The organism is Microcoleus pseudofavosus SVA1_A4 (assembly GCF_036700565.1).
Classification (GTDB): Bacteria; Cyanobacteriota; Cyanobacteriia; order Cyanobacteriales; family Microcoleaceae; genus Microcoleus.
The window spans coordinates 20,559-44,279 of record NZ_JAUBPE010000033.1 but is presented as its reverse complement, the minus strand read 5'-3'; the positions used below and the strand labels follow the sequence as shown (position 1 = coordinate 44,279).

Genomic DNA, 23,721 nt, shown 5'->3' with positions numbered 1-23,721 from the left:
TTCAGAGAATCAGTAGCCTTGTCCTTGGTTCTGGGACTGGGACGAGGTAGAAAAGTTAGGGCTTTGCTGAGCGTACATTTCCCGCAGTACCAAAGCCGGGTCTACCCAGCGGCCCCCGTACTTCAATCCCCAGTGCAGGTGAGGGCCCGTCGTGCGGCCGGTCATCCCGACTCTGGCAATTCTCGCGCCCGCCGGCACTGTTTGACCCTGCCAAATTTGTAAGCCTTCGCGATCGGTATAATAACGCCCGCCGTTAGCCGTTTCCACTCGGCCTCTGAGGTGACAGTAGATGTGTTCCCAATCTCCCGATCGCACTACCATACCAGTGCCGCACCTACCATCCTCCCAAACTTCTGCAATTTGCCCGCCCCACCAATTGCGGATGTAGCTGCCTTCGGGGGCTGCCATGTCCAAACCGTAATGAAAATCCCCGCCGCGGGGGCCGAACGGGGAACTGTAGGCTTCAAAATTTTCGACTGGGAAAGAAGCTTCTTGCCACAAATTACCTGTCGCTACTTTGCTTGGTAAGGCTGACTGAGCTTTGACCAACTGCTGCTGCAAATAAGGGCTAATCAAAACAATGCCGATCGAAAATGCCAGCAGCAGCATCTGTTTGGGACGAAAAAAGCGTTTTGCCACTCTAGGGCCTCTAGAGTCTTGCAGGATTTTTTTCACGGCTGAAAGTTGAATGTGTGTGCGAGTGTGCGTTGAGGAGTGCCAATTCGCTGCAAGATGGCGTCTGAGCTCTACCCTTCCTTCGCGAATCAGTTTATCAACAACGTGTATCTTACTTCATGCAGAAATACTGTCAAGGCTTCCGGGTGAATGCCGGGGGGTGAGGCAAAAAAAATGGCGGCAGAATTTCGGCTGCGGTTGAATTCGATCGAGCCTTTGTCGGACACTATAGTTAAGTTCGGGGATTTTGGATGTCATCCAAAATCTCAAATTCATAACAGACATCAAGCAATGCTTACTGAAATTTTTCCCTTTAGTTTTGCCATAGACGCAACTGCGATCGCCGGTGCGTCTTTATGGTCTTTGGCCCTGTATTGGGGCCTGTCGCCCCTCAGCGAATGGGTGATGCTGCAACTCAACCGCTGGATGAATTTTGCCGAAAGATCCCTCTACACCTCGGAAGCCGAGTTTGAAAGAACCCGCCAAGCGAGAGAAGCTCAAAATGCCTTTTACGCTTCGCTGTTGAGCATTGTGCCCTTTTTGATTGCGGGGGGATTGTGCAATTGGGGCGTAGAATTTTCTCTGGGTACTGGTTGGGCGGTATCTATGGGTACGATCGCCTGTATTGGCGGCGGCGTGTACGAACTCGGCCGCCGAGACGGTCAATCTTAGGCGATTTTAGATTTTGGATTTGGGATTTTGGATTGGGATTTTGTCACAGATTCAGAGATTTTCCCGCCTCTGGGATGGATCGTAATCTCAAATCCAAAACTCAATATCTCAAATAAATATCACTTTATAATGTTAAAGGATTTGTGACAGATTTTTTTTATGAACCGCAGAGGTCGCAGAGGGCGCAGAGAAAGAGAAGAGAAAAGAAGAGATGGTGTTCTTATTTTTTGTAAGGATTTCTCTAGTGTCATTAAACAGAATTAGCAAGGTATTTTAACCGTAAGTTGATTCAGGATGTTTGCCTAAAAGTCGCAGTTGTCGTTCAGTAGCGGTAGCGAGAATTTCTGGATTAAATTGCCACGGCCAAGGCGAAAATTTCTGGGCAATGTCGCGGTGGGAATAATGCACTTGCAGCATATAGCGAGTGCGATCTGTTGTCGTATTTTTGCCGCCGGAATGCCAAATTTCACTGCGGAAAAATAACACATCTCCTGCTTTACACAACACTGGTTCTAGGGATTGCCCGTTCCAGGTTTCTTCCCCGCGATCGGGTTTTCTACCAGACTTGTGACTGCCGGGAATAATATAGGTAGGACACAGGTCTTCTGTGACATCGCTGAGATAGAAATGGGCGGTGCAAATCAATACCGGGAGTTGAAAAGTGCGCTCCTCTCCGAGGGCTGCGCTAACGGCAAACACGCTTTCGGGCACGGGTACAAACACCCGATCGACGTGGACGCGCCAACCGTCATAACCGGGCCCGCTTTTCCAAGCAGTCATGCCGATAATGTGGCAATCGCTGCCCATTAATGATTCTGCTAACTCAATTATACCCGGTCGATCGGCATAGGAAAGCCACAGCCGATCGCGATTAAAAACGCACTTAAAATGCTGGTTCAACTCACTCCAACTGCTACCGTCGAGTCCGAAGGGTTGCAGGCGATCCAGTGCTTCCCGGGCCGCCGCCACTTCCGACTGGCCCAGCACACCGGGAATCAGTGCAAAACCGTCTTCATGCAAGGCTTCTGCAATACCTGCTGTATCAAAAAGGCTGCAAGTCTTTTGCTGATAGGTAAAAACTTCGCTCAATGTCGTTGTGTTCATAATTCCAATTAAGGTAAAATTATCAACTATTATTAGATTAGCACTCATTTCTCTTAAACGCCAACGAATTTGTCAACTAAATCCAATGAACTTTCCACCCGAAGCAACAGCATTAAATCAAGCCCGCGCCGCCTTCCAAAAAATTTGGGGATACGACGAATTTCGACCGCCACAAGGAGAAATAGTTAGCAGTTTATTAGCAGGAAAAGATACAATTATAATTATGCCTACAGGTGGCGGCAAATCTATCTGCTTTCAACTGCCAGCTTTGTTACAAACAGGCTTAACTTTGGTCGTTTCGCCGCTGGTAGCACTTATGGAAAATCAAGTGCAAGAATTGCGCGATCGCAATCTCCCCGCTTCCCTCCTCCACAGTCAATTGCCAACACCGAAGCGCCGCCAAACTATGGAATCGCTGCAACAAAATAAATTACGATTGCTGTACCTGTCTCCCGAAACATTGCTCAGCAAACCAGTCTGGGAAATTATCAATCAGCCGCACATATCAATCAACGGTTTAATATTAGATGAAGCTCACTGTTTAGTGCAGTGGGGCGATACTTTTAGACCAGCTTACCGCCGTTTGGGAACAGTGCGGTCTGCTTTGTTGAAAGCTAAACCAGCAAACAGTAAAATTGCGATCGCAGCTTTCACCGCTACCGCCAACCCCGACGCGCAGCAGACAATCAAAAATGTCTTGCAACTGCAAAAACCCGAAGCATTTCTGCTAAGTCCCTACCGTTCTAACCTGCACCTGCAAGTGCAAACAGTCTGGACGCCGAGAGGACGCAAGCAGCAGTTATTAAATTTTATTAAAGCTCGACCAAAACAAGCAGGTTTAGTCTATGTCCGCACTAGGAAAGATAGCGAAAGCTTGGCGGATTTGTTGGAAGCAGCCGGTTATGAAACAGCAGCATATCATGCAGGTTTAAGTCCAGAATCACGACGAAAAATAGAAAAAGCTTGGCTGAACAATGACCTTAAATTTGTGACTTGTACCTCAGCATTCGGGATGGGAATTAACAAGCCAGATGTTCGGTGGGTGGTTCACCTTCAAGCACCTTTGCTATTATCGGAATACATTCAGGAAATTGGTAGAGGCGGACGCGACGGCAAATCGGCGATCGCCCTGACATTGATTAGCGAACCGACGGGCTTGCTATACCCAGAAGACAAACAAAGAAGGGAGTTTTTTCAGGATAAATTGCGATCGCAATATCGAGAAGCGCAGCAGTTAGCCAAAAAACTGCCAGTTAAAGGCGATATAGAATCAGTTTCCCGCGAATTTCCCGAAAGTGCGATCGCCCTTTCAATCTTGCACAGCAGCGGACAATTAACATGGCAAGATCCTTTTAATTATGTTATCAATAAATCTGCACAGCAAAAAGGCGAAAAACAAAACTTTTCCGCAGCCGAAGAAATGGTAAAATTTTTGAAACACGGGCAGTGTAGATGGCAATTTTTGCTACAAGCTTTTGGGTTTGCAAATGAGGCGAAATCTATGCGATGCGGACACTGCGATAATTGTCGATAGAATTGACGATTATACTCAAACGACTTAACCACTCCGACCAAAGAAACCGGGTTTTTTACCCTGTCTGCGGGCAGAAACGAAGTATTGCTGTGAAAAAACCCGGTTTCTCGCTACCCGTGCGATCGCGAACTAACTCACAGATGTTATGATGAAGATATTTGCTTTACACACTTGGCAAAAAATAGTAAAAAGTAAATGATAGAAACAGACACTGCGGCACAGATTTACACAGTAGAAAATACAGAGGAATTCGATCGCAGTAATGTCAATCAGCGATTAGATATTTGGCTGTCAAACCAGATACCGGACTTATCCCGATCGCGAATCCAAACCCTCATATCACAAGGCAACGTCAAAGTCAACGACGAAACCTGCACCTCGAAAAAAATATCAGTAAAAACGGGCGATCGCATCCACCTCACTTTACCCGAAGCCCAGCCCACAAAGTTGCAGCCCGAAACAATTCCCCTCGACATCCTCTACGAAGACGACAGCCTAATTATCATCAACAAACCAGCCGGATTAGTCGTCCACCCAGCCGCCGGACACGCAGACGGTACATTAGTCAACGCTCTCTTAGCCCACTGTCCCCTAGCTGAAATAGGCGGAGTTCAGCGGCCGGGAATCGTGCACAGATTAGACAAAGATACAACAGGTGCGATCGCGATCGCCAAAACCGACATCGCCCACCAACACCTGCAAGCCCAACTCAAAACCAAAACCGCCCGCCGCGAATATTTAGGCATAGTTTACGGCGCTCCCAACACCGAAACCGGCACAATAGACTTACCCATCGGGCGGCATCCCACAGACCGCAAAAAAATGGCAGTAGTACCAGTAGAAAAAGGCGGTCGCCCCGCAGTTACTCACTGGACAATCAAAGAAAGAATCGGCAACTATTGCTTAATCCACTATCAATTAGAAACCGGCCGCACCCATCAAATTCGCGTTCACACAGCCGAAATAAAACATCCCATTGTCGGCGACCCGATGTACAGTTCCAACCGTTCTATCGGCGTCAATTTAACAGGACAAGCCCTCCACGCATGGCGGCTGACATTGCAGCATCCCGTAACAGGAGAATTAATAGAGGCGATCGCACCTTTACCCGATCAATTCAACACCCTGCTAAAAATATTGCGCCTGCGCTCTCACATTTGATAATTGGTATAGCAGTCACCAAAGCTGTTATGGCAAGTCGCCATCAGGCGTTGAGAATTTTATCTACCTTGATGGCTTTGTTCAATATTCCCTCCAGGATATTGTTTCTACCTTAACTTCTTTTAATAGCACAAGTATCACTTAGATGCTAGTGCAAGTCTGGGATGGTACTGCTGTGTGCAAATTTGTTGATGTCAAACATATCCATGTAGCCGTTTATCTCATTCCTACCACTCTTATCTACTTTTATAGGTGCGCTCGAGTTCTTGCAACCTTGATACCAGATTGCCCAGTTCCATGACGTAAGCACCCCTAATCTTCTTTTTGTCGATCAAAATCACTTTGGCCTCGCTAAATACAACTACTGGAGTGACCTTGGTTAACTTCTTAGCTTTTTTTATAGCCGTAGCTTGGTTGGCAATCTGTGCCAGAAAATCTTTATTAAAATCTATCAATTTCCCGTCGTAAGATAGACGCTTGAGCACATCCCCATCCAACTGAACTACGGTTGAGTGAGACTTCACATCAAGGATAAAATTGACTCCTTTAGGCGATCGCAGCCACACATCGATATCGCCTACTTGCGGCAATTTTAAGTTGTACTCAGCTATCCATCCAGATTGGGTTAGGGACTTCAAAACTTGCTCAGTCTTTTCTTCACCACAGGCCCCTTGGTAATATCTCTGAGACGACTTCCAAAACTTGTTCCCCTTCTTAATCAACGGAATGGCGATTAATGCCCCTATCACAAGAGCCGCGACCAAAAAAAATAAAGGAGCAAAAGGTGCTAGCGCGTATAATACTAGCACTGGCAACAACACCAACCCTGTTGCGGCACCGTACCTGTATAAGGCTTTGGTACGAAGCTGTTGAGCCTCGCGACGCAATGATTTTCCAGCACCTTCGTTATATTGCGGCTGCATAAATGCACCTATGCACTTATAGTTGACAATGAGAAAAGGTCGAATTATTTTTATTCCTAATGACTAATGACTAATGACTAATGACTAATGACTAATGACTAAAAATTATGAGTCCCGAGTTTTGGATTCCAAGTTTATCAAAAAACTCAAACCTCAAAACTCAAGACTCAAAACTCTCTCAGCCTAAAAGCCGATCGATTCAGCCGATCGCCCGACACAACTAAGCGCACCAGGCAGCATCAATTACCGGCGACGGGGAACCATCGTCTCGATATTGATATTAGCCAGAGGAACGCGCTGCGGCGGACTGGCAGGCATGGGCATATTGCGCGCCATACCCAAATAGTTCGACGGATCGCCAGCCTTGGGCTGCTGCTCTTGAGGAACAAAACGGCGCACGCCTGTCTGCCAGATGATTTGCGGGAAGCCAAGCTGCGAACGGTGGTACTCGTTGTAGCGGGGCGTCTTCAAGTTGAAAGGAGTGTCCCCTCCAACTCGCTGAGGCAAAATTCGGCGCTGCTGGTAAGGTACTGTATCGTAGCCGAACTTTTCCAGGTACTCTTGGCTATTGACCAACTCGTCAATAAAGCCTTGAGGCCCCTTATTCGCTACCACGATCGACCAAGCAATCTTTTCGCGCTCGCTGTACACATCCCGGCCCAAAACGCGCTGCACGCACATTTCCACAAACCGATAGTTGCTGTTAGTTTGGTAATTCCGCTCTAGGAAAGGAGAAGAAGTCGCCAAACCGCGAATAAAGTCCCGCACAGTAATTTGGCCGAACTTAAGTTGCGACTCCAAAGACTTTTGGCGGTTGCTCTTGAGGATTTGGTGTTCGCTGTAAATCTGGCGATATCCAGCCCAAATCAAATTTTCCATGTCTCCAGACGAGAGCACATTTTCAGTTGTGAAAATTCTCGGCTGCTCGTCGCTCCCCACTTCAAAACCAGCAACGCGCTGGTTTTGGCTCTTGGGGGCGTAGCTTAATAAAGGAAGCGCCACGTTAAAATCTCCGTTATCTCAAATTTCAGAAATAGTTGACACCGTGAGCTGCCAGCATAACGGATACAACTAACCAACATACAGATTAGGGGATTCCCGCAATCTAAATCTGATTTTCCTGAATTTTTGCAACAATCTGTAACATATGTTGACTGTTGACTGTTGTCAGTTGACTGTTGTCAGTTGGCAGTGGGCAGTGGGCAGTTGACCCGAAAGCAGTCAACAATCAGGAGTCAGGAGTCAGCAGTCAGCAGTCAACAGTCAACAGTCAAATTACCAACCCAGAGCCGAATAAAATTCGCTGGCGGCCACTCGATCTCCTGCGGGTTCTGATGTTGCATCCGAGTCTGGTTTCACGCGAATTTCGGTGCAAAAAGTCGAAGTGCTGAAACCGCCAAAGCGCTTTACACTACTCGTCCGCATCCGCACGTTCGGATTAGGAAACCAGAAACGCTCGATCGAACTCATCGTCTCGTATTCCGTAATCAGCAGCAGCGCATCCTCATCATCCATCTCAAAACGGCCAGCCACCGGCACAATTTCCGCATAGCCCCGTTCTCGCAACATCAAACCCTGCCGGGGATTTTCAGGATCGGGGACGATCGCGAACACCGTAGACCCCTTATGATTCTCATCATCCTTATCCCACGCCATCGAGCCGTGCCAAGTCACAAAAGCCCCCCCAGCAGCCCGACTCGGATCGACTTCGTGCATCTGGCAAATCTCGGCCACTCGCGCGTCATCCGCACCCAGGGCCGTTACCTGAATATTTGAATCCCCAATCTCCGCTTGGCGGAAAGCGAGGTGGTGAGTGCTGCGCTGAGAACGCCACTCCCCAGCACTGCTCTGAAAAAACTCCATTGCATCCATACAAACTATCTCCTTTGGCTTATGCTTCCCGGTCTTTACGCCTTTTTATGATAAGGCTCCCCCCACTTAGATGTACTTTTGCGGCACAAATTAGTCTCAAAATGTGTAGTTTGGACATATTGTCAAGCGAATGTTATGATAGTTTACAATGTAGGAGAAACAACAAATCCTGCGAAACGTCATTCCGATCGATCTCGCATCGATCTCAGCAAACTGGAGGAGCGATTTATGGATATGCCTACAACCAGCCTCAGCATGGAACAGCAGTTCAAACTACAAGTGCTGCGCGAAGAAGTCAAAAGCTTAAGCCAAGACCAAGCTCAGGAATACTTGCTCGAAGTTATGCGGCAAAACATGGTTAAAGAAAACCTGTTAAAGCATTGGATGAAGAATATGTGAACTCTTCGAGCATTTATTCACAAAAATCAGTGGCTTGTATCTGCAAAAAGTGCGATCGAGCTTTTAATCATAAAATCCAGAATCCCGCTTTCTTGGAGAAAGCGGATTCTCAATTCCGAAAAGTTTTACGCAGTTTTTTTTGTCGCTACCATACTCAGCAAACTAAATGTTTTTAGCTGAGGGGGTGACCACAAGAGTCAAAACATCTGTATAATCAAGGACATAGCCCTGTTCCCCTCTGAAAAAATAGCAGCTTGTTGCGTCTTGTTGCCATTAATTACGCAATAATTTCTCCATAAATTTCCATTCCTATTATCCAATATTGACCATACAATCCACTCCAAAAACTACTGTGTCGGCGGAGCGTTCGCTTGGATGCTGTAAGGCAACCAATATATTTTTGTATTCCCATTCCCATGATGAATGATTTTTTGACATGGGAAGATAAGCTGTCGTGCATTTAAATTGAAGGTCAAAAAACAATTCGCCGTCTTGTGGGGTGTCCCGCCCGCCCTCAATATGCAATTTAAATGCGTGACAGCTTAGCGCAAGTGTAAGCGATAGCAATAAAAAGAACAAAATTTTTGCTCCGATCGGCCGACGCATGGCTCTTCTCGCTTATTATAACCACCTGTCTTGCAGTCTTTGAACATAGCTTAAATCCCACTGCGACATTTGAATGCAGCGATCGCTGCTTGTGAGCTGCCGCGCATTAGTCAGCAGATACCAACCCTATTTACGGTCGCCTAAACGTAGAATTTTATAACTTTTGAATAGTGATAAACTTGGTGCAATTAGATATTTTTGCTCTTAAATATTACTGCTGCATTTTTTATGAAAAATTTCCCCCGATAATGGAATAGCTCGCTTAAGCCATATCAGACTAATTACGAAAATATTTTTTTTTGCCGCCATTAGGTGCGTGCGATTGATAGCTAAATTAAGTGGCTGAGTATTCAGAAATTTTCCATTTAAAATCTCTTGAACTCGATGAAACCACAGGGTTTTAGTGTTGAGGCAAAAGAATTTTAAAAATATTTGCCTGGAGGCGTCTTCTGCTCTCAAACTGAATAGGATAAGGCATTAAGGTGTCCAGCAATTCAATGCTAACTTGTTTCTGAGATTGCCAGAGATATACCAAAATTTTGAGATTCTGATCTTCGGTATTTTTTAGTTGCCCTTGCAGGTGAGTTTAGTAAAATTGAGGAAACATCTTTAAAATATGGGGTTGGTTGAGAAAAATGACCCCATCTTTTTTTAGCTTAAGTTGTCACGGGTCCGCTACTGGCAAGGCTTTTGACGGGGTGTCACCCCGTCAGGATTTATTGTAAAGTTTTGTAAAAAAAAATATTTTTTTTCCAAACTAGAATATCGTAGTTGTGTTACTTTCACATTAACAGGACAAAGCTAATTATGTCTAACAATGTTCGTCACACCATTGCTAAGTGGATTTTTAAAGAATCACGAGGTTTCGACGAATTGCCTCCTGAAGATAGTACAATTATCTACGCAAAAGCTCTTTTAATTTGTGCAAGTGGCGATGGAGAAGTAGCTCCAGCAGAAAAAGATTGGATTATGGGGCTTACTGCGGCAAGAGGAGTCTCTGATTCAAAGCTTGAAGAACTCAAAAACTATCCGGCAACAGATAGCCTGGAACAGGTAATAACCAGTAATGATATTATTTCTGAATATGCAAAACACGCCATAATTTATGATGCAATAGTAGCTTGTTCTGCTGATGGAGAATACCAGGAAGGTGAGAAAGCAGCGGTTCGTAAAGCAGCCACACTAATTGGAGTTTCTGAAGATGTAGTCCAGCAGCTTGAGGAACTATACGCAGAAGAAAAGAAACTTTTCGATCGAAAAATACAGCTTTTTTACCCCAAAGGGCACCCCTATGGTTAAGCCGTAAAGCTACCGCTCTCATATGGGGCAGGTTAGAGAGGGAAAAAATATATTAATGCTTTTCTATCTCCCCTCGCTATATCCCCCTCAAACCTTCCCGCGTTTATTGGATAGCCAGCCGTAATTCTCAAAATATTTTAGTAGTGTGTCAAGGCTACTTTCTTATACTAAAGATAAACATGGATATAACGGATATGGATACGTTGCCTGTTGTTGAACCCGAAGCACAAAGAAATTCTACCGAAGCGGTCTGTTGGCGGATTCCGTATAAGTTTTACACCGATCCAGCTATCTATGCGCGTGAGCAAGAGCGAATTTTTGGGGGTCGGACTTGGAACTACGTGGGTCTGTCGGCTGAGATTCCGAATCCTGGTGACTTTAAGCGTGCTACGATCGGCGATAAACCTGTCGTCGTCACCCGCGACAAAGACGGCTTCATAAATGTCTTTATCAATAAATGTACACATCGCGGCATGGCATTTTGTGTACGGGATTTTGGAAACGCGACTTCGTTGCAATGCCCTTACCATAAATGGACATTCGACCTTAAGGGCAACCTTCGGGGTGTGACGTTTCAGCAAGGTTTGAAAGGTCAGGGTGGAATGCCCAAAGATTTCGATCTCAAAGCGCATTCTCTGCATAAACTGAAGGTTGCAGAGCGCAATGGGGTCATCTTCGCTTCGTTCGATCCGGGCATTGAGCCGTTTGAAGATTATCTCGATTCCTCAATGCTCACGTACTTTGACCGTGTTTTCGATGGTCGAGAATTGCGCGTCCTCGGCTACTCACGGCAGCTCATCAACAGCAACTGGAAATTGATCTTCGAGAACCTCAAAGATCAGTATCACGCGACCACGCTGCACGTCTTCTTTGTGACGTTCAACCTCGTGCGAGCTGACCAACGCTCAGCGGTCGTGATAGATAAGACTGGTCGCCATTCTTGTCTGATCAATACCAAGGAAGAAGCGAGCGCATCAAGTGCGGCACTCCAGACAAAAGCATTCATGGCCGACTTAAAGTTGCAAGGTTCGCAGATGCTTGACAGCGTACACGAGTTTCCGGGACACTCCACTTCTGTAATTCAGACGATCTATCCAAACGTTATTTTGCAGCAGCAATTAAATACACTTGCAACTCGACAAATTGTTACCCGCAGTCCCGAAGCTTTTGAATTCATTTGGACGTTCTTCGGATACGCTGATGATACTCCCGAAATGACAAAAAGACGTCTTTTGCAAGCAAACCTTATGGGTCCTGCTGGCTACGTTTCAATTGACGACAGCGAAGTTATGCAATGCTTGCAAAATGGCATACAGGCGTATGACAAGGATGAAGCTGTTGTAGAGATGGGCGGTCACGGATGCGAGAGCGAAAACCACATGCTGACCGAAGCAGGGATGCGCGCTTTCTATAAATACTATCGGGACATCATGGGGGTGTAGTCATGACAGTCATTGAAAGCAAAATTTCCCGTGACGAGCTTGAAACCCTATACTATAATTACGCGAACGCCCTCGACGACGAACTTGCGTGCTGGCCCGAGTTCTTCACCAATGATTGCCTGTACAAAATCGTCACGCGTGAGAATTACGACCGAGATCTTCCTCTTGCACTGATGCTCTGTGAGGGACGCGGAATGGTTCTCGATCGAGTTGATGCGGTTAAGAGGATCAACTTCTACACGCCACGTTTTTTCCGTCATGTGATATCGAACATCTGCATTGTTAAAAATGCCTGCGGAACGCTTTACGCGCAAGCTAATTTTGTCGTCTTCGAGAGCTTCGTCGATGACACAATCCATGTGTTCAATGCAGGACGCTACTTCGATATTATCGTTCGCGAGGAGACTACTCTCAAGTTTTGTCAGAAGATATGCGTACTCGACGGTAATCTAATTCCCGGATCGCTCATTTTCCCGATCTAGAGGCTGAAATTTACTATTTAGCAGCCTCTCCCTTTGACTGCGAACCCTAGTTTAAACTTTAGTTATTAGCTGTTTTTTGAAAATTAAAAACATTATGGCAAGGACAAGAGGAAGAGAAAAAACACACTGGTTTACATTAGCTTTAAATGTAAAAAATTCAGTGATTCCCTCAATTTTGAATCAAGTGATTTTTTAGGGTTTGTTTGCTGTATTTATTTCGGTGGCATACCTGTGGTTTAAATTACCTGTAAATCAGCCTAGTTTTGCGGCTATTCTTCCGAGTGTTGTTTTAGGTTTATTATTGGTATTCCGCACCAACACGGCTTACGAGCGTTTTTGGGAGGGTCGGAAGCTCTGGTCAATCCTAGCTTCTCAGAGTCTAAACGTGTCTAGGCAAATTTGGGCAGGTGCGGCAGAAGTTGAACCCGAGGAACGAGCTAAAAGAGCTTCCATTCTACAACTAATAATTGCTTTTACATTTGCTAGTAAATTGGCTTTGAGATTGGAACCTGTAAATGGTTAGCTAGAGGAGTTGATGCTCTCATCTCAGTATTTTCACCACCTAAAGACATCAAGCAATCCTCAGCTACAAATTATATTATGGATTGGGGATTATCTTCGGCATCAGCTCGATCAAAAACAAATACAAGCCCCGGAGATAATACCATTGCAAATGTCAATCAATTTACTGGTAGACAGCTTGGAAGGTTGTCAGCGTATTGCACACACACCTATTCCTTTAGCTTATGCGGTTCATCTTAGGCAACTATTACTGCTGTTTTGTTTGTTATTGCCGTTTCAACTGGTGGGGCAAATGGGTTGGTTGACTATTCCGATAGTTACTCTAGTTAGTTTTACCCTATTTGGCATAGAAGAAATAGGAATCGAAATAGAAAATCCTTTTGGTTACGATGCAAATGACTTACCCTTGGATGCAATTTGTACAACCCTGAAGCGTGATATTGAGTTTATGTTAACTTCTTCTTAAGTTTTCAACTTGATTGTTTAACAATTGCTCATAGCAAAAAGTAAGGCTTGTTGAGAATAAGTAAAATAAATAAGCCCAGTCATATTAAGTAGGTAGGTGGAAATAAACACATCTATGTAAATAAATGTAAAGAAAAACCTCTCACCTGAGAGATACTTAAACAGGGTTTCTTTCCGTTTTGGGTAAAAGAGCTTCCTCGATCATCTCAGTTAAGTAAATTTGCTGACGGGGTTGTCACCCCGTCAGTGTTTTTAGTCTCTTAAAGAGGGACGATAGTTTGTGTAGCGACAGGTTTCAACCTGTCGGGGACTCAACCAAAACGGCCGCTCACATAATCTAAAGTAGACTCTTCCTTCGGACTTTGGAAAATCACCTCGGTTTTGTCACACTCCACAAGATAGCCAAACCGCTTCCCATCGTCAGAAAGTTTAGCATTGAAAAAAGCAGTCAGGTCAGAAACCCGAGAAGCCTGCTGCATATTGTGAGTAACGATCACGATCGTATACTTCTCCTTGAGTTCCCGCATCAACTCCTCAATCTTAATCGTAGAAATCGGGTCCAGGGAAGCGCAAGGTTCATCCATTAACACTACATCAGGATTAATCGCGATCGCCCTAGCAATACACAAACGCTGCTGCTGGCCGCCCGAAAGCGAAAAACCGCTTTGCTTCAACTTATCCTTCACCTCATCCCACAAATAAGCTTGGCTGAGCGATTTTTCCACCAGCTCATCCATATCTCCCTTATAATTGTTCACCCTCGCACCGTAAGCAATATTGTCATAAATCGACTTCGGGAAAGGATTCGGCTTTTGGAATACCATCCCAATCTTGCGGCGCACCTCCACAGCATCAATATCAGGATCGTAAAGATTTTGACCGTGGTAATCTATTCTACCCTCTAAACGAAAACCGTTAACTAAATCGTTCAGGCGGTTAAAACACCGCAGAATTGTACTTTTACCGCAGCCAGACGGCCCAATCAAGGCAGTAATGCGATTTTTAGGAATCTCCATACAAACATTTTTCACCGCGTGAAAAGCGCCGTAAAAAATATTGATATTTTCTGTCCGCAAAACAGTTTCCGTTTGCTTGTCTAAATCCATCATCATACAGGTAACAATCCTCTCAAATTTTACTCAAAACCAGGGTTACATTCGGCCTTCACCATAAGTGCATGAATGCCTTTTTAAAACTCACCCTTTAATACACTTTTTGGCGAGTAGCCCAGCGAGAAAGAATACTCGTCAGCAACACCATAAACACCAAAATCAAAGATGCAGCCCAAGCCAATTCTTTCTGTGCCTTAAAAGGAACCGTTGCAAAGTTGTACACCAAAACCGAAAGCGACGGAGTTGGCTTATCAAACCCTGCCGGCCAAAAAGGCGAATTCAGCGCCGTGAAAATCAAAGGAGCCGTTTCTCCAGCAGCGCGAGCAATTGCCAGCGTCACACCCGTTAGAATAGCCGGAATTGCCGCAGGCAAAACCACCTGCAACACCGTTTGATAATTAGAAGCACCAACACCAACCGACGCCCATCTAATATCTTGCGGGACGATTTGTAGAGCTTCGTCAGTAGTCCGTACAATTGTCGGCAACATCAGCACTGCCAGCGCCGCGCCCCCTGCAATTGCCGAAAAACCTCCCATATTTACCACGAACAAACCGTAGGCAAATACACCTGCAATAATCGAAGGAACTCCGCTGAGGACATTAGTAGCAAAGCGCACCCAGCGAGCTATTGAGCCTTTGCTAAATTCCGACAAATAAACTGCTGCCAATACACCAAAAGGAACAGCAATTAAAGAAGCAATTCCCACCGTCATCAATGTACCGACAATTGCATTCGCGATACCGCCTCCAGACAGTCCTGGCGGGGGCGGCAGCTTGGTAAACAAGTCTAAATTCAGGCGGTTGAAACCTTGGACGGTTACGTAGGAAAGCACTGCAAACAAAGGCAGGAGAGTGATTGCTAAACAGGCTCCGGCTAATACCGTCATCGCGGTATTGAACAGCGATTGCGGACTGCCTTTAACCTTCTTGAAACTGCCTGGATTCGAGGCAAAAGAAGTTTTATCTTCCGATGAAATATTTGACATAAATCAAAACTGTGTGGGAAATTGCGGCAAACTTTTAGTTGTACTTGGCTCTGACTTGAGAAACAATCCACTCTGCCAAGATATTAACAATCAGCGTCAGAATAAACAGAATTAGCCCCGTGTACATCAGAGCTGCTACTTGCAAGCCAGAGGCTTCGGCAAACTGATTTGCCATCAGAGAAGCAATAGTATTTGCCGGAGCTAGCAGAGAAGCACTTAACTGATTGGAATTGCCAATTAACAGAGTTGCTGCCATTGTTTCTCCCATCGCGCGGCCGAGCCCGAGCATAATTCCGCCGACAATGCCGGAAAAAGCCGCCGGTACGAGCACTCTAAAAATTGTTGTCCAGCGAGTGGCTCCCAAACCCAGAGATGCTTGTCGCAATTCGGGCGGGAGACTTGCTAAAGAGTCGCGGGAGATAGCAGTAATAATGGGCAAAGTCATGATTCCCAAAATTACTCCGGCTGGTAACATTCCCGGGCCCACTGGTGGAGTGCTAAAAATCGGCAGCCATCCGAAGTTACCGTTGAGAAACTTGCCGATGCTGCTAATTATAGGAATTAATACAGCAATTCCCCACAAACCGTAGACTACGCTGGGAATGGCGGCTAAGAGTTCTACCAAAAAAACCAAAGCTGTGCGGATTTGTAGTGGTATGAAATCTTCGCTCAAGAAGATGGCAGTTCCTACTCCTAATGGTACTGCAATGAGGAGCGCGATCGCCGAACTGACGATCGTCCCGTAAATCATCGGCAGCGCCCCGTACTCTTCTTTAACCGGATTCCAGCTACTGCTAAATAGAAATCCCAAACCGTACTGTTGAATCGCAGGTAAAGCTCTGTAAGCAACCGTGAGCGCGATTACCACCAAAATTACACCAACTCCTATTCCCAAAATCCGAGTCAGCCAGATAAATCCTTGGTCTAAGGACTTTTCTGCCCCAGAGCGGGAACGGCTCTCAGATAGAGCCCTCTTAGTATCTGAAATCATAGAAAACAAAACCCAATAATAGTGATGAAAAAGAGCAATTTTGGGAAAAAGCTAGCTGGAACGAAGTAGAAAGAAAGAGCATCAATAAAATCACAGAGGGGCGGGTTGATTCATCCCCTAACTTTTCAACAAGTATTTCTGGTAAAACGCAACCCTTGTATTTTGCCAGAGGTAGAGGGCTAGTTACCCTGGGGTGGGGGCGGGTTTATGAGATTATTGATTTTAGGCAATTATTGTTTGTGAAACCCGCCCCTACACAGATGCACCGATTGTTACATAGAAGAGGGGCAGATTGATTAATCCCCTGACTTTTTAACAAATATTTCTGGTAAAACCCGCCCCACAGAAATATCTCTCTTCCTTCTTCCTGATTTTTACCCGCACGCGCAATGCCGGCTTTTTTCCCTCTAACAACGGACAACAGTCAACATTCAACAGTCAACAGTCAACAGTCAACAGTCAACAGTCAACATTCAACAGTCAACAGTCAACAGTCAACAGTCAACAGTTACTATTTGGCAACTTCAATCTTGTAGTCGGGGCTGATGCCGTCGGCTGCCAAAGCTACTTTTTCTTTAACGCTTTGGGGCAGAGGAACGTAGCCCAATTCGGAACTAACTTTTTGACCTTCATTCAAGCCGTATTCAACCATTGCCTCGATAGCTTTAGCTTTGTTGGGGTCAGCAACTGTTTTGGGTACGAGCATCCAAGTGTAGGTAACAATTGGATAGGATTGAGCGCCTTCGGGGTCTTCGATGAATGCTCGCAGGTTTTCCGGCAGCGGCACAGTCGCTAGAGCTGCTGAAGCTGATTCGTCGCTAGGTGCGACAAATGTGCCTGCTTTGTTTTGCAAAGATGCAAATTTGAGATTGTTGTTTTTGGCGTAGCCGTATTCTACGTAGCCGATGCTGCCTGCGGTTTGCAGGACTTGGGCTGTAACGCCTTCGTTGCCTTTTGCGCCTACGCCTACTGGCCACTGCACTGTTTTGCCGTCGCCTACTGCTGCTTTCCAGTCGGGGCTGATTGCACTCAGGTGTTTGGTGAAGACGGCGGTGGTACCGCTACCGTCGGAACGGTGGACGATGGTGATGGCTTGGTCTGGCAATTTAGCGCCCGGATTGGCTGCTGCAATTTTGGGGTCGTTCCACTTGGTAATTTTACCTTGGAAGATTTCTGCGTAAACGTCTCTTGGCAGTTTGAGTTCGGGTACATCTGGCAAGTTGTAGCCGAGGACGATGCTGCCGGCTGTCATGGGCAGCAAGAGCACGCCTTTGTCTGCTGGAACTTTGGCGATTTCGTCGTCTTTCATGGCGGTGTCGCTGGCCCCAAAGTCTACTGTGCCTTTGGTAAATTGTTCGACTCCGGCGCCGCTGCCTACTGATTGATAGTTAATTTGTACTTTTGGGTTGATTTTGTTGAAGTCTTGAAACCAACGCTGGTACAGGGGTGCGGGGAATGAGGCGCCTGCTGCGGTGATGGCTACGTCTGAGGCTAGGGCGAGTTTGGTGTTGGCCGCAGTGCCTGTGGCTGCAACGGGGGATGCGCCGGGGGATGCTGCGGTGTCGCCGGGGCTGGGGCTGCTGCTGGTTGTGCTGCCGCCGCCGCAAGCTGCTAAGCTGAGGACGATCGCCATTGCGGAAATTGTCGTAGTCAGCCGATTCGGATTAATCAAGTTGAGACGAAAAAGCATAGGTATAAAAGCTTCGATCGTTATAGGTGTGTCCCGCACCAGCATATCGCGCGAAAGTAAAGGTTAGGTTAAGAATCTTTACATTTAATCACAAGTTAATATTAATTAATATTCAATAAAAATCATTGATGGGCTTGACAATTGTGATTTTATAAGATATGAGCAAGATAAATTGGTGCGAAAACAAACATTCGATCGCCCGATCGCGAAAAACTCCCGATTACAACGATCGGAATATCCGGGCTTAAGAACCAGAAACCATAGAATGGTGGTTGTTTTGACGAGGTGCTAGTATTAAGAACTTAAAAGCTGCAGGCACTCTAGCTTGCATCTGACGAATACCTTCTGACGAATGCTATAATGCCTGCTCCTATTGAATTAATCTGGGCTTTTATTGGTTTGCTCCTGACGATAGGAGGCACTTTTTTGCCTGCATCTGTCACCATTCCGATCGGGTTTTGGGACGATCGCGGACTTCAGGCGTACTCTTTAGGTGTTACCTATCAAATTGGAGCCGTTTTGCTAGTAGGCTGCATGGGGGGAAAAAATGCTGCTGCTCTCTCACAAATTGCCTATTTAGCTTTAGGATTAACTTTGTGGCCAGTTTTTGCTCAAGGCGGCGGCATCGGCTATCTCAAAGAAGCGAGTTTTGGGTATTTGCTGGGTTTTGTGCCTGGTGCTTGGGTGTGCGGTTGGGTGGCTTTTAAGGTGGCTTCGCGGCTGGAATCTATGGCTTTTAGCTGTTTGTGCGGTTTGTTCACTGTTCACGCGATCGGCTTAATTTATCTAATTTTTACTTACTTGCTGCCTCCGGCAAAAAAAACACCTTTATTCGATGAGATTCTTAAATATTCGATTTATCCTCTGCCGGGACAATTGGCGGTAGTTTGTGCGATCGCATTGCTGTCATTTACTTTGCGCCGCTTGATGTTTTATTGATTGGGGAATGGGGAATTGGGGATTGGGAATGGGGAATGGGGAATGGGAATTGGTAATCGGGGATTGGGAAAAAGAGAATTGGTAATTGTGTCAAATAAGGTTATACTATCATTGCGCAACGGGAGAGTCATCTCGCTGCGGCTGGGATTGCTTTGCTGCACTCCATTCTGCTGGCAATTACCAGCGAAATTTGAGCAAATTATCCCATGCCCGATGCCCCATGCTCTATTCCCCAATCCATGCGTTTTAAAAGAAATCCCTTGTTCTGGGTTGCTGCTGTTATCAGTTTAGTTTTAGACCATCTGACTAAGTTTTGGGTGGTGCAAAATTTTGACTTGACGATTCCTCCGCAGACGCAGCCGCTGTTACCTGGGGTGTTTCACTTCACTTATGTTGTTAATACCGGTGCGGCTTTTAGTCTGTTCAGCAATGGCGGGGCGATTTGGTTGCGCTGGCTGTCTTTGGGCGTGAGTGTGGGATTGATGATTTTGGCTTGGTTCGGGCCGCGAATTAACCGCTGGGAACAAGCTGGCTACGGTTTGATTTTGGGGGGAGCACTGGGGAACGGGATCGATCGATTTGTTTCGGGCCATGTTGTAGATTTTATCGATTTTCGGATCATTCGGTTCCCGGTGTTTAATCTAGCCGATGTGTTTATTAATGCTGGGATTATCTGTTTGCTGATTGCAACTTTTCACAGTGCACCGCCACCGAGAAGCCGGGACGATCGCGATTCTATTTCAGAGTAACTTTTAAGAAGTCAATCGATTTTAGATTTTAGATTTTAGATTTTAGATTAATTAATCCACCCACCGGCTGTACCGTTCTCAGGTCGATCGGATGCGGAGCTTTTTTTGGTTATCCACTGATGAATCCGGCGGTCTCGCAACCAATTGCTTTCGGTCATTTGTCCGTTGTCTGCTGTCAGAAGGTATAGGTGTCAACTTAAGGTTAGAGCCATTTATGAGCTATAATTAAATTTTTTATTGCTAAGGCTAGACTGGCCCGCGATCCAAAGCAATTTGGTCGCAAACCCCCGGGTTTATCCGCAGGATAAATTCCATAATCTAAAATCTAAAATCTAAAATCGGATGACTCCTAACCCATTTGCCCAAGAACGCCTGCTATTTGCCCCCGCAACCCCGGATGCTGATGCTATCCCGACTATTTTTGCTTTTCCGAACGAGTACACGGTTGGTATTACCAGTCTCGGCTACCAGATAGTGTGGGCAACTTTGGCCGTGCGATCGGATATTGAAGTCAGCCGTTTATTTACTGATATCCGCGAACAACTTCCCCGACATCCAGAATTACTGGGATTTTCGCTTTCTTGGGAACTAGACTATGTAAATATTCTCAATTTATTAGAATCTTTAGAAATTCCGATTTGGGCATCCAAACGAACTGACAATCATCCGATCGTATTCGGGGGCGGCCCGGTTTTTACGGCTAATCCCGAACCTTTTGCAGATTTTTTTGATGTGATTTTGCTGGGAGATGGCGAACATCTTATTGACAATTTTATTGATGCTTTTAAAGAAGTCCGTACCGCCGACAGACAAACTAAATTGCGCTATTTAGCCCAAGTTCCGGGGGTTTACGTTCCCAGTTTGTACGAAGTAACTTATCTGGATGCGACTGAGGGGATTAAATCGATTCAGGCAATTGATGCTGCAATTCCCAGTGTAGTTGAAAAACAGACTTATCGCGGCAATACTTTATCTGCTTCCACTGTGGTGACAGAAAAGGCGGCGTGGGAAAATATTTACATGGTGGAAGTGGTTCGCAGTTGTCCAGAAATGTGCCGTTTTTGTTTGGCAAGTTATCTGACTTTGCCGTTTAGAACTGCGAGTTTGGAGGATTCGCTAATTCCGGCGATCGATCGCGGTTTAGCTGTGACTAATCGCTTGGGTTTGTTGGGTGCTTCTGTCACTCAGCACCCGGAATTTGAAGCGTTGCTGGATCATTTGAACCATCCGAAATACGACGGCGTGCGGCTGAGTCTTTCTTCGGTACGGACGAATACGGTTACAGTTAAGCTAGCAGAAATATTGACCAACCGAGACAGCAAATCTGTGACAATTGCGGTGGAAAGCGGGAGCGATCGCCTCCGCAAAATTGTCAACAAAAAGCTCACAAATGACGAAATTATTCAAGCTGCAATTAATGCTAAGGCTGGCGGCTTGAAGGGAATTAAACTTTACGGGATGGCGGGAATACCGGGGGAAGAAATGGAGGATTTAGAGGAGACGGTGGCGATGATGCGGGCGATCAGAAAAGCTGTTCCCGGTTTGCGGTTGACTCTGGGATGCAGTACATTTGTCCCGAAATCTCACACTCCTTTTCAGTGGTTTGGAGTGAACAAAGATGCGGAGAAAAGACTGAAGTTTTTAGATAAAGAATTGCGGAAGTTAGGTTTAGAATTTAGACCTGAAAGCTATAACTGGTCTGTAATTCAGGGTTTGTTATCGAAGGGCGATCGGCGGTTGTCTCGGCTGTTGGAATTAGTGCGGCATTACGGCGATACTTTGGGCAGTTATCGGCGGGCATTTAAGGAGTTGCGGGGAGAGTTGCCGGAGATGGATTTTTATGTTTTTCAAGAGTGGGAATTGGATCGGGTTTTGCCTTGGAGTCATTTAAAAGGGCCGCTACCGGAGGCGACTTTGAAAAAACATTTAGCGGAGGCAATGAGTCATACAACACGACAGCCAAATCAAGAATGTGAGAATTCACTAAGTCGCGTTTAGTAAATTAGATTATAATAGTCTCATGCGTGTCATTAGCCGAAAACGACTAAAAGAATTTTGGGAAACACACCCCAATGGTGAAACAAGTCTGTTGCTGTGGTATCAGCGTAGTTGTGATGCTGAATGGCAAAGTTTAGTAGATATTCGTAAAGTATTTCCTTCGGCGGACTTAGTAGGTAACTTTACGGTATTTAATATTGGTGGCAATTACTATCGGTTAATTGCTTTTATCGATTATGAATACCAGATAGTGTTTGTCCGCTGTGTTTTAACTCATGCACAATATAATAAGGAGAACTGGAAAAATGACGACTGGTTTGAAAACTCCTAGTAGCTACTATATTGAGATAATCACAACTTTTCCACCGCGTCCAATTACTTGTGAAGCTGAGTTAATCGCTACACAAAATCGGATTGATTCTATTGTGAGTCGGAGCAATCTCACGCAGGACGATCGGGATTACTTAAACGTATTGGGTACTCTTGTTTATGATTACGAACAAAAACATGAGCCAATGCCAGTCTTGAAAGGTATCGCACTACTGAAAGCATTGATGGTTGAGGACAATATTCAAGAAAAAGATTTGGTTGATATTTTTGAATCCGAGTCTTGGGTATCTGAGATGATGGATGGAAAGCGGGAACTGACGGCGAGTCAAATTCAAAAGTTAGCTAAGTTTTTCCATCTTTCCCCTGTGGCATTTCTTGAGTATAATTAATTGCCAGGATACAGGGCTGAGTGACGCACTATAATACAATTATGCCAGAAGTCCAACCGAAAGAAATTCAGCGTTATACTACGCCAGAGAACAGAGTGCCTTTCGAGGAATGGTTTAATGTTCTCCGAGATGGCAAAGCTAAAGCTAGAATTAGGTTGAGATTAGACAGAGTTCAACTCGGCAATCTCGGAGATTATCGATTTGTTGGAGAAGGAGTCTATGAATTAAAAATAGATTATGGCCCTGGATACCGAATCTATTTCGGACAAGTCGGCACAACTATTATCCTGCTTTTAATAGGCGGGGACAAAAGCACTCAATACCGAGACATACAGCAAGCTATCAAATACTGGACTGATTACAGGAGTGAAGATAATGCCTAAAAGTTTACCTTACCATCCCTCACTAATACAATCACTCAAAAACCCAATAGATTCTGCTATGTATGTAGAGGCTTTTTTTGAAGAAGAAAACCCCGAGGCAGAACTGCTAAAAATGGTACTTAACAATGTAGCAGAAGCTCTCTGTCAACCAAAAATGAATCCTGAACAATATGAATTGCACTTAAAAAAATTGGATGAATTGCTGTCGCAGCAAGGAAGTGATGCGATTTATAATCTGGGAACTTGGCTGAATGCTTTGGGATTGAAACTAACAGTTGCTGTTTGTACAGATACAGAGGATAATAATAGAAATGCTGAAATTAAATCCGAATTAACTGTTTAGCTCACTTCAAAAAATGCCTAACTTTCGATATTCATCGCTAATTAATTCGACCGTTGAAGCAGTCTGGAACTTTCACGAAAGGCCGGACATTCTGCAACTTTTGACTCCGCCTTGGCAACCGGTGAAAATCATTCACCGCGAAGGGGGACTCGATGTGGGTGCTGTATCAGAATTTCGCCTGTTATTGGGGCCGATTCCTGTAAAATGGGTGGCGACTCACACTGAGTGCGAACAATATCGCTTGTTTGTTGATGAACAAACTGAGGGGCCGATGGCACGTTGGGTTCACCGACACGAGTTTACCTCAGAAAATGGCAAGACTAGATTGACGGATGCGATCGCCTTTTCGATACCGGGCGGCCCGATTGTCGATTTGTTGTTAGGTTGGTGGGTGGAAATGCGGTTAACAGATATGTTTCGCTACCGCCACGAAGTCACAAAAAGAGAGTGCGAGAAAGATGCAAACAACGGCTGAATATTACTGTGCTTTCTGCGGCGAACCGAGTACAACTTTTGTTGATATCAGCGGCGGAATGGAGCAATCATATATCGAAGATTGTCAGGTTTGCTGTCGCCCGAATGTTCTGTATGTCAGAATAGATGAAGATACCCTGGATATTGAAATAGATACTGACTATCAAGAATAAGTGACT

26 protein-coding genes and 1 pseudogene are annotated in these 23,721 nt (G+C 45.4%); 17 read left to right on the top strand and 10 right to left on the bottom strand.

The features are described from left to right. Positions 1-9: 9 nt before the first annotated feature. Complete coding sequence (locus QUA02_RS16020) at positions 10-609, bottom strand: M23 family metallopeptidase (protein ID WP_333029193.1); 600 nt, start codon at positions 607-609, stop codon at positions 10-12. Between the two features lie 357 nt (positions 610-966). Between QUA02_RS16020 and QUA02_RS16015 the strand changes: the two genes are divergently transcribed. Then, positions 967-1,347, top strand: coding sequence for a hypothetical protein (locus QUA02_RS16015; protein WP_333029192.1), 381 nt, complete (start codon positions 967-969; stop codon positions 1,345-1,347). 273 nt (positions 1,348-1,620) lie between these two features. On the opposite strand, the gene QUA02_RS16010 is transcribed toward QUA02_RS16015, so the two are convergent. Then, complete coding sequence (locus QUA02_RS16010) at positions 1,621-2,451, bottom strand: phytanoyl-CoA dioxygenase family protein (protein ID WP_333029170.1); 831 nt, start codon at positions 2,449-2,451, stop codon at positions 1,621-1,623. Between the two features lie 85 nt (positions 2,452-2,536). Here QUA02_RS16010 and QUA02_RS16005 point away from each other — a divergent pair, with 85 nt between their 5' ends. Then, positions 2,537-3,985 carry a RecQ family ATP-dependent DNA helicase gene (locus tag QUA02_RS16005; protein WP_333029169.1) on the top strand — a complete coding sequence of 483 codons (1,449 nt, stop codon included), beginning with the start codon at positions 2,537-2,539 and terminating at the stop codon, positions 3,983-3,985. A gap of 195 nt (positions 3,986-4,180) precedes the next feature. Beyond that, positions 4,181-5,146, top strand: a complete 966-nt coding sequence (locus tag QUA02_RS16000) for an RluA family pseudouridine synthase (RefSeq protein WP_333029168.1) — start codon at positions 4,181-4,183, stop codon at positions 5,144-5,146. Positions 5,147-5,382: 236 nt separating this feature from the next. Here QUA02_RS16000 and QUA02_RS15995 read toward each other — a convergent pair whose 3' ends face one another. From QUA02_RS15995 to QUA02_RS15985, 3 genes are all read right to left on the bottom strand, one after another. Then, a complete protein-coding gene (locus QUA02_RS15995; protein ID WP_333029167.1) occupies positions 5,383-6,069 on the bottom strand; it encodes an NERD domain-containing protein in 687 nt (228 codons plus the stop codon). A 243-nt stretch (positions 6,070-6,312) separates the two neighbouring features. Further along, entirely contained in the window at positions 6,313-7,071 is a 759-nt protein-coding gene (locus QUA02_RS15990) for a phycobilisome rod-core linker polypeptide (protein ID WP_333029166.1), read from the bottom strand. A 273-nt stretch (positions 7,072-7,344) separates the two neighbouring features. After that, the gene (locus QUA02_RS15985; protein ID WP_333029165.1) at positions 7,345-7,941 is read right to left on the bottom strand and encodes a phycobiliprotein lyase; all 597 of its coding nucleotides are present in this window, start codon (positions 7,939-7,941) and stop codon (positions 7,345-7,347) included. 135 nt (positions 7,942-8,076) lie between these two features. Between QUA02_RS15985 and QUA02_RS33635 the strand changes: the two genes are divergently transcribed. Beyond that, positions 8,077-8,340: an NblA/ycf18 family protein gene (locus tag QUA02_RS33635; protein ID WP_445305176.1), complete on the top strand. Its 264-nt coding sequence runs from the start codon at positions 8,077-8,079 to the stop codon at positions 8,338-8,340. A gap of 312 nt (positions 8,341-8,652) precedes the next feature. Here QUA02_RS33635 and QUA02_RS15975 read toward each other — a convergent pair whose 3' ends face one another. Further along, positions 8,653-8,946 carry a hypothetical protein gene (locus QUA02_RS15975; protein ID WP_333029164.1) on the bottom strand — a complete coding sequence of 98 codons (294 nt, stop codon included), beginning with the start codon at positions 8,944-8,946 and terminating at the stop codon, positions 8,653-8,655. 807 nt (positions 8,947-9,753) lie between these two features. On the opposite strand from QUA02_RS15975, the gene QUA02_RS15970 reads away from it, so the two are divergent. From QUA02_RS15970 to QUA02_RS15955, 4 genes and pseudogenes are all read left to right on the top strand, one after another. Next, positions 9,754-10,245, top strand: a complete 492-nt coding sequence (locus tag QUA02_RS15970; RefSeq protein WP_333029163.1) for a tellurite resistance TerB family protein — start codon at positions 9,754-9,756, stop codon at positions 10,243-10,245. Positions 10,246-10,424: 179 nt separating this feature from the next. Further along, complete coding sequence (locus QUA02_RS15965; RefSeq protein WP_333029162.1) at positions 10,425-11,687, top strand: aromatic ring-hydroxylating oxygenase subunit alpha; 1,263 nt, start codon at positions 10,425-10,427, stop codon at positions 11,685-11,687. A gap of 2 nt (positions 11,688-11,689) precedes the next feature. After that, a complete protein-coding gene (locus tag QUA02_RS15960) occupies positions 11,690-12,169 on the top strand; it encodes an aromatic-ring-hydroxylating dioxygenase subunit beta (RefSeq protein ID WP_333029161.1) in 480 nt (159 codons plus the stop codon). A gap of 199 nt (positions 12,170-12,368) precedes the next feature. Beyond that, positions 12,369-13,157: pseudogene (locus QUA02_RS15955) on the top strand (bestrophin family protein). 310 nt (positions 13,158-13,467) lie between these two features. Here the strand turns inward: QUA02_RS15955 and pstB are convergent. The 4 genes from pstB to pstS all read right to left on the bottom strand — a co-directional run bounded on the left by pstB (position 13,468) and on the right by pstS (position 17,937). After that, positions 13,468-14,268 carry a phosphate ABC transporter ATP-binding protein PstB gene (pstB, locus tag QUA02_RS15950; RefSeq protein ID WP_333029160.1) on the bottom strand — a complete coding sequence of 267 codons (801 nt, stop codon included), beginning with the start codon at positions 14,266-14,268 and terminating at the stop codon, positions 13,468-13,470. A gap of 91 nt (positions 14,269-14,359) precedes the next feature. Further along, positions 14,360-15,256 (bottom strand): phosphate ABC transporter permease PstA, encoded by an 897-nt coding sequence (gene pstA, locus QUA02_RS15945; RefSeq protein WP_333029159.1) that lies wholly within the window; start codon positions 15,254-15,256, stop codon positions 14,360-14,362. A 34-nt stretch (positions 15,257-15,290) separates the two neighbouring features. Beyond that, the gene (gene pstC, locus QUA02_RS15940) at positions 15,291-16,247 is read right to left on the bottom strand and encodes a phosphate ABC transporter permease subunit PstC (RefSeq protein WP_333029158.1); all 957 of its coding nucleotides are present in this window, start codon (positions 16,245-16,247) and stop codon (positions 15,291-15,293) included. A 511-nt stretch (positions 16,248-16,758) separates the two neighbouring features. Then, positions 16,759-17,937, bottom strand: a complete 1,179-nt coding sequence (pstS, locus tag QUA02_RS15935; RefSeq protein WP_333029157.1) for a phosphate ABC transporter substrate-binding protein PstS — start codon at positions 17,935-17,937, stop codon at positions 16,759-16,761. A 360-nt stretch (positions 17,938-18,297) separates the two neighbouring features. Between pstS and QUA02_RS15930 the strand changes: the two genes are divergently transcribed. The 9 genes from QUA02_RS15930 (at position 18,298) to QUA02_RS15890 (ending at position 23,715) form a co-directional block, all read left to right on the top strand. Next, on the top strand, positions 18,298-18,876 hold the full coding sequence (locus QUA02_RS15930) for a biotin transporter BioY (protein ID WP_333029156.1): 579 nt from the start codon (positions 18,298-18,300) through the stop codon (positions 18,874-18,876). A gap of 239 nt (positions 18,877-19,115) precedes the next feature. Then, positions 19,116-19,625, top strand: coding sequence for a signal peptidase II (gene lspA, locus QUA02_RS15925; protein ID WP_333029190.1), 510 nt, complete (start codon positions 19,116-19,118; stop codon positions 19,623-19,625). 342 nt (positions 19,626-19,967) lie between these two features. Further along, positions 19,968-21,623 (top strand): B12-binding domain-containing radical SAM protein, encoded by a 1,656-nt coding sequence (locus tag QUA02_RS15920; protein WP_333029155.1) that lies wholly within the window; start codon positions 19,968-19,970, stop codon positions 21,621-21,623. 22 nt (positions 21,624-21,645) lie between these two features. Next, positions 21,646-21,954: a type II toxin-antitoxin system HigB family toxin gene (locus QUA02_RS15915; protein ID WP_333029154.1), complete on the top strand. Its 309-nt coding sequence runs from the start codon at positions 21,646-21,648 to the stop codon at positions 21,952-21,954. Then, on the top strand, positions 21,929-22,342 hold the full coding sequence (locus QUA02_RS15910; protein ID WP_333029153.1) for a helix-turn-helix domain-containing protein: 414 nt from the start codon (positions 21,929-21,931) through the stop codon (positions 22,340-22,342). Before QUA02_RS15915 ends, QUA02_RS15910 begins: the two co-directional genes overlap by 26 nt. Positions 22,343-22,383: 41 nt before the next feature. Continuing rightward, positions 22,384-22,725 carry a type II toxin-antitoxin system RelE/ParE family toxin gene (locus QUA02_RS15905; protein WP_333029152.1) on the top strand — a complete coding sequence of 114 codons (342 nt, stop codon included), beginning with the start codon at positions 22,384-22,386 and terminating at the stop codon, positions 22,723-22,725. Further along, complete coding sequence (locus tag QUA02_RS15900; protein ID WP_333029151.1) at positions 22,718-23,068, top strand: helix-turn-helix domain-containing transcriptional regulator; 351 nt, start codon at positions 22,718-22,720, stop codon at positions 23,066-23,068. Before QUA02_RS15905 ends, QUA02_RS15900 begins: the two co-directional genes overlap by 8 nt. Before the next feature lie 13 nt (positions 23,069-23,081). After that, entirely contained in the window at positions 23,082-23,543 is a 462-nt protein-coding gene (locus tag QUA02_RS15895; RefSeq protein ID WP_333029150.1) for an SRPBCC family protein, read from the top strand. Beyond that, a complete protein-coding gene (locus QUA02_RS15890; protein WP_006635525.1) occupies positions 23,527-23,715 on the top strand; it encodes a CPXCG motif-containing cysteine-rich protein in 189 nt (62 codons plus the stop codon). The genes QUA02_RS15895 and QUA02_RS15890 overlap by 17 nt, the downstream gene beginning before the upstream one ends. The last annotated feature ends 6 nt before the right edge of the window (positions 23,716-23,721 follow it).